General features: G+C 68.5%; 5 protein-coding genes and 1 pseudogene. 4 read left to right on the top strand and 2 right to left on the bottom strand.

Annotation, left to right across the window (positions count from 1 at the left end):
* Positions 1 to 420 precede the first annotated feature (420 nt).
* Positions 421 to 1,930 (bottom strand): annotated as a pseudogene (locus ACFWXC_RS47630) (helix-hairpin-helix domain-containing protein).
* 769 nt (positions 1,931 to 2,699) lie between these two features.
* On the opposite strand from ACFWXC_RS47630, the gene ACFWXC_RS47625 reads away from it, so the two are divergent.
* Positions 2,700 to 3,323, top strand: coding sequence for an RNA polymerase sigma factor (locus ACFWXC_RS47625; RefSeq protein ID WP_384489583.1), 624 nt, complete (start codon positions 2,700 to 2,702; stop codon positions 3,321 to 3,323).
* Positions 3,320 to 3,994 carry a hypothetical protein gene (locus tag ACFWXC_RS47620; RefSeq protein ID WP_384489582.1) on the top strand — a complete coding sequence of 225 codons (675 nt, stop codon included), beginning with the start codon at positions 3,320 to 3,322 and terminating at the stop codon, positions 3,992 to 3,994. The genes ACFWXC_RS47625 and ACFWXC_RS47620 overlap by 4 nt, the downstream gene beginning before the upstream one ends.
* A 1,046-nt stretch (positions 3,995 to 5,040) precedes the next feature.
* On the opposite strand, the gene ACFWXC_RS47615 is transcribed toward ACFWXC_RS47620, so the two are convergent.
* Positions 5,041 to 5,184 (bottom strand): hypothetical protein, encoded by a 144-nt coding sequence (locus ACFWXC_RS47615; RefSeq protein ID WP_384489580.1) that lies wholly within the window; start codon positions 5,182 to 5,184, stop codon positions 5,041 to 5,043.
* Between the two features lie 309 nt (positions 5,185 to 5,493).
* Between ACFWXC_RS47615 and ACFWXC_RS47610 the strand changes: the two genes are divergently transcribed.
* Positions 5,494 to 5,823: a DUF6313 family protein gene (locus ACFWXC_RS47610; protein WP_384489579.1), complete on the top strand. Its 330-nt coding sequence runs from the start codon at positions 5,494 to 5,496 to the stop codon at positions 5,821 to 5,823.
* Positions 5,820 to 6,098, top strand: coding sequence for a DUF6313 family protein (locus ACFWXC_RS47605; RefSeq protein WP_384489577.1), 279 nt, complete (start codon positions 5,820 to 5,822; stop codon positions 6,096 to 6,098). Before ACFWXC_RS47610 ends, ACFWXC_RS47605 begins: the two co-directional genes overlap by 4 nt.
* Positions 6,099 to 6,136 lie beyond the last annotated feature (38 nt).

Here is a 6,136-nt window from a genome sequence, read left to right as displayed (position 1 = left end):
CCACCGCCGGTGGCGGGGCCAGCCGCGCTCGCGGCGGCACGGCCGCCCACCCGATCGCCACGAGGAGCCCCGCCACGGCCACGCCGGCACCGATCGCGGCGCCCAGGTCTCCCGTGGCCGGGACCGTGGTGCTGTTCTTCTTCGGGTTCTGGTAGACGCCGATCCCGACGGCCACCGCCACCATCGCGATGAGGAGCAGGCCGGGGCCGCGGGCGGTGACGTGCGGAGGGCGGTCGCCTCTCGGCGGCAGGCTCCATGGGGCTTCGGCCGGACGATCGTCCCCATGGGCTATAGGTGAGGCCCGGGGACACTGTCCCCTCCGCGGTCACATGTAGATGAACGGTCAACCGCCGTGCCTTTGTTCCCGTTTACGTCTCGCAGACCGTTGTGAGCTGCGGAACATGCCGTGCCCGAGATGCATCAGTTGAGGTAGTCGGCGACCAAGGCGGCGAACTCGTCAGGCGCAGTGATTCGGATGCCGAGTTGTTCGGCCTTGGCACGCTTGGAGCCCGCGCCCTCGCCTGCGACAACGAGCGTGGTTTTCCTGGAGACACTGGAGGACGAGCGGCCGCCGGCGCGTTCGATGAGTTCGTTCATCTCGTTGCGGGAGAGCTTTTCCAGAGCCCCGGTCATCGCGCCGGTGACGACCACGGTCATCCCGGCCAGCGGACCCGCCTCCGGCGCGACGACGAGCGCCTCGCCGTCGCCGTCGGGGCTCACCTCGCTGCTGGGGCCGGGCGGGGTGGCGCCGGGCTCGGTCATGTTCACTCCGGCAGCGGTGAGCTTGTCGATGAGCGGGGCGAGTTCGGCCAGCTCATCGACGATCGAGGGTGCCTTCTCCGTACCGATGCCGTCGACCTGCTGCATCGCCTCGGCGTCGGCGGCGCGGATGTTGTCCATGGTGGCGAAGTGGCGGGCGATGCGTCGGGACATGGAGCGGCCGGTGCCGCGTACCCCGAGCGCGCACAGTACCCGGGACAGCGGCTGCAGTTTGGCCGCCGCGATCGCCGCAAGGAGGTTGTCGGTGCTGGTGTCGCCCATCCGGTCCAGGCAGAGGAGCTGTTCGCGGGTGAGGGTGAACAGGTCGGCGAGGTCGGTGACGAGGCCGGCGTCGACGAGCTGGACGACGCGGGTGGTGCCGAGGCCTTCGATGTCGAGCTGGTCGCGGCCGGCGGCGTAGGAGAGGGAGGCGACCAGGTGGCAGTTGCGGCCCTGGGTGCACCGCCAGCGTTCTTCGCTCTTGTCGATGTCCGATCCGCAGCGCGGGCAGGCCTCGGGGAAGGCGATGTGTAGAGCCTCTCGCGGGCGCGCAGTGTGCCCGCCGCGGCGTTGCGCGGGTTGGCGAACGGCATCCCGCCGTGCTCGGTGCGCACGGTGTTGGCGTACTCGAACTGGGCGGTCGTCATGAGGACTTCGCCGCGCAGTTCTACGGTGACTGGCTCGGCCAGCTGCTCGGGCAGCCCTTCTATGGTGCCGATCGCGTGCGAGACGTCCTCCCCGGCCGTCCCGTCCCCGCGGGTGATCAGACGGTGAGGCGGCCGCCGGTGTAGCGGGCGGCGATCGCGAGGCCGTCCAGCTTCGGGCCGACGTGGAAGCGGGTCACCTCATACCCGATACGGCGGGCCAGGGACTGCGTCCAGGTGGTGAACTCCTCCGGGGAGAAGACGTTGTCCAGGCTCAGCATGGCCACCGTGTGCGGGACATCGCCCTCCACCGCGCCGCCGGCCACCTTCCCGGTGGGGGAGCCGGGCAGTACCTGCTCGGGATGCTCCGTCTCGTACGCGGCAATCTCGCGCACCAGCCGGTCGTAGGCGTCGTCGTCCAGCGGCGACGTGCCACCCGCGTAGTACGCGGCCGCCGCACCGACGGCCTCTCCGACCGCCTGCGCGTAGGCGGCGGCATCCACGATCACTGCTGCAGGTGTTGTCATGAACCGCATCCTGCCGCCCACCACTGACAACCAGCCCAGAAAGCAGGAGCGGCGGCGCGCGATTCGGTGGCGCACGCGCTGTGGCTGCGACAGGTCACCGGGTCGGCAGCGGAGGCCCGCCTCTGCAGCCGCGACTACGGCATCACGTACGCACCCTCCGGTGATGACTCCCCAACGGGATCAGCGCGGTGGCCCGCGCTCTGTGACGCGTCGGCGCCGACGTCACCGCCGGGTCCCTTGCGCTCCCGCTCAGTGGTCGGTCCCGATACTCACGGGCCCGGTCGACAGCATGATCGGGACGTCACCACGGGGTGTTTCCGCCAGCAACGCCGTGATGCGTGACCGGTCTTGACGAGTGACGCTGCCCGCATTCAGTAGACAGTCATACAGTCACTCTTAGTGAAGCTTCGGGGTGCGCCGGGGATGTCTGCGCGCCGACGCGCGCCGGGTGTGCGCCGGGTGTCAGGACCAGGTGTGATGCAGAACACGGTGGGATCCGCAGGACTGTTCGCCACCTCCCTCGACCGGGTTTTACCTGGTCAGAGGGCTACCGAGGGTGACTAGCGCTGCTTGTTGAAGGTTGCAGCATGCTGTGAGCCGGGAACGCTCGGTGATTTTTTCTATGGGCCGTGAGTGATCCGTCCCGCGAATCACTTAGGTAGGTGGCAGGCCCAACGGGCCGTCGGCGCGCACGAGTTGGCGCCGGTCCCAGCCGACCCTCGATGGAGAGGAAGAGCCTGCCCATGTGCCGTTCCGCCGGGAGGCCCGCGTGAGTCACGACGACGCCCTGGAGGGCGCCCCAGCCTCTGACCCGGGTGCGGGGCTGTCGCAGTCCATGTACCGGCCGCTGGATCTGCCGCTGGACTTCGAGGCCTTCTACCTCGGACACCAGGAGCCGTACCACGCCTATGCGGAGGCCCACTTCGGTACCCGCGAGGTGGCCGAAGAGGTCATACACGAGGTGTTCCTCCAGATCCTTGCGGGCTGGACACAGCTGCTGAGCTCGGGCTCCCTCGAACAGGGCGCCTGGGCGATCATGCGGCGGGCCGTCCACGACCGCCTCGAACGCGAAGGCCGCGCACCGGCGTTCGTCATCAACGGGCCCATCACGCAGGCGCTGGCCCCGGCGCTTGCCACGGCCCGGGACAAGCTCCACAAGATGGAGTCGACCAGCGGCGTGTACGAGGCGATCGCGGAACTGCCCAACCGCCAGTTCGAGGTGATCGTGCTGCGCTACATCCTCGGCTACCCCGTTGCCAAGGTCGCCTGGTACGTCGGCATCGACGACCGCACCGTCGGCCACCACCTGCGCCGCGGCAAGGAGCGCCTGCGCCTCAAGCTCGGCCTCCCCGACGACCGCAAGAAGCCCCAGCAGAAGGGTGAACGAAAGTGACCACCACAACTCTGGATGCCTTGCTCGGCGAGGTCCGGCTGCCCGTCACGGCCCCGAGCCGGTTCGATGTCGCCGCAGGGCTTCGCCGGCTGGCCGCCGACGCCCGCCGCCCCACCCCGACCCCGGACATCGCCCGGGCCGCACAGGCTGGCCAGCGCCTGGGCGTGGTGTGCCGGTGGGTCCTCAACGAGCCGGCCGTCGCCGACCACGTCGCCAAAATCGCCGAAGGCCCCGACCACGGACCACTGACCGAAGAACACCTGGACGTCGACGGCGCGCTCGCCTTCGCCTGCCTGCTCTACCTCACTCGGCATCCGGAGTCCGCCCAGTTCTGGTGGCAGCTCGCCGCGGGCGCCGGCAGCCGCGCCGCCGCCTACTGCCTGCACCTGCACCACCTGGCCCTCGGCGAGTCCAAGCGGGCCTGGCACTGGTTCTACCAGCTCACCCACTCCATGGCCGACTCTGCGCCGCCCGATGCCGCGTTCCTCGAAGGCCTGGAGCTCTTCGCCCGCTACGTCCGTTTCAACGGCTCCCGCGCGCTGCCCCCCAGCGGTCGCCTGGAGAACGAGGTCGACCGGCTCGCCGCACGCGCGCCTGACCGCTCCGTGATCGTGGCCCGGCCAGACCTGCAACTGGTCGACCGACTGCAGGAGTTCGCCGCCGGCCGCTGAACCGGCGCTGAGCCGAAGAAGAGAAAAAGGGGGGAGTCCCGTTCCGGCCACCGGTTCCGAGGCCACCGGCCGGGCGGACTCCCCACCAGGACGCCATACGAAAGGGACGCCTTCCATGCACCGTAGCCCCCAGCCACCCTCGCCAGGCGAAAACCAGCGCACCCGCCGTACCGAATCCGACGTCATCAGCCTGGTGGCCTTCCTGGCCTGCCCCAACCCCTGCTGCGATCCGCGCCTCCAGATCACGCCGACGTATGCGCCTGCCATCTCTGTTCGAGGGGCGAGCGATGCGGACACAATTCGACAGGCCGCCCGACCGCGCAGCGTCAAGGCGATGCGACTTCCTCGGCCGTGACCCGTGGACGTGGCCGCAGGAACCTTCCAGCGGCCACATCCGCTCCTGCGACCGGTGAGCAATTTTCACTTCGCCGTCATGTCGTACGGCGTGAGTGTCGCTGTGGCAGGGTGGTGGTGCTGGCCCGTCGCTTTCCCCCGTAGCGGCGGGCCAGACCTCTGTCCACCGGATGCGGTCGAACGGCAGACCAGGGCGATGCGCGAACTCGCTGCCAGGGCGTTCCCGGAGTCGGAGACCGCGCCCGGGAAAAACGCGCGTCGCGGGAAGCCGGTATGGCTGCCGGAGCCCAGTGCCGGGCCGGAGTACGGCGTGAAAGGCGGGCTGTCAGTGCGACAGCGAGGTCGCGGTGGCCCGCCGGGTCGGCCGTGTAGACGGCGGTGGGGGTCACCCAGTCCCAGTCCACCCAGGCCTGGAGGACGATGCGGTTGGCCGTCGGCTCGGGGGCCGCGCAGATGGCGCGGCCCCCGCGGCTGCGCAGCAGTGCGCTGCGGCTGTCCGCGGCGAGGTCCGGTACCCAGGCTTCGCCGAACCGCAGGCGCAGCAGGGACGCGAGGCGTTCGGCAAGTCAATCTCGGGCCCGACTACCTGAGACAGGAGAGTTGAGGGCCTTCGGGCTGGCATGGGTCAACTCCGCCCCCTCGACGTCTCTCCTGCTCATCAGGTCCTCGACGTGCCGCGCTGTGCGGGCACGTCAGGTGGTGTGGGTGAACCGGATCTGGCTGAACCAGGCACGGAAGGCGTACGTGCGGACGCGCATGCAGGGTGAAAGAGCGCCGGCCCTCACCAGGGCCATGGGAACCGGGTTGATGCCCACGTTGAGCAGGTCCCTGTACATCCTCCCCATACCTACGGCCATGAGCGGAACAGGGGCGGAGTGGCGAGGGACACAAAGGCGACGGGCATCTGGCGGTGACCCTAGAAGGTGCTGATGAACAGGTGAAGCAGGGCGACGGTCTCCCGCCAGGCGCCCAGCCAACAAGGACGGGAGAAGCAGCCGCTGTGGGACAGAGGGGAGCGCAACTCCGCAGTGTCGCGCTATGTTCTGATTGTGAGTCAGCACTCTCCTATAACGCCTCCACCGAAGGACACTCTGGCAGAGCGCATACGGGATTTTTACCGCGGTCTGTCGGGATGGAACCGGCCCGTGTACTGGCTCCTGAAGAGGGGACTTCCCTGGGCACTCGTTTTTACAGCCGTCTATGTGACATGCGGGTTCGTGCTGGGCTGGACCGTCTCGTACGAGGTGCTGGTGGCCATTACCTCTCCCGCTGCTACGAACCACCGTGCACTCGCATGGGTCCTGTCGTTGATGGGATGGCTGATCACACCGGCATTCGTTGGCGGAGCCGTCGGGTACCTGGTGAGCCAGCAAGCCGACCAACGTCGGCAGGAGTCCGCTGAGGAAGTCACCCGCCGCATGCTCGAAGAAGCGGGCATCACGCCGCCACAGCAGGCGAGCGGGACCGCGCCATGACGTCTCTGACAGATTTCTACGATGCGGGCGGCGAGAGGAAACACTTCGCGGAAGAGTTCGTCCAGCGGGCTCACTCGGGGAACTGGGAGATAGCCAAAGATCACTGGACGCGCACTGTTGAGCACTATGGAAACAGCGTGCAGGAGCTGGAAAAGCTGTCGAAGAAGGAGGCGCGGGAGGAAGCTGAGCGATTGGCGCTTGTCCTCTGCAAGACACTCGCTCAGGCGGGGAAGTGCTGGGCATGCAAAGTTGGGAGCAGGACCGTTGCTGTATGAGGTGTGCGGGCACCGGGACCTCGACTTCCCGATGAACA

This window comes from Streptomyces sp. NPDC058683 (assembly GCF_042716195.1).
Classification (GTDB): Bacteria; Actinomycetota; Actinomycetes; order Streptomycetales; family Streptomycetaceae; genus Streptomyces.
The sequence above is the reverse complement of the archived record's forward strand: the minus strand, read 5'-3'. Positions and strand labels throughout refer to the sequence as shown.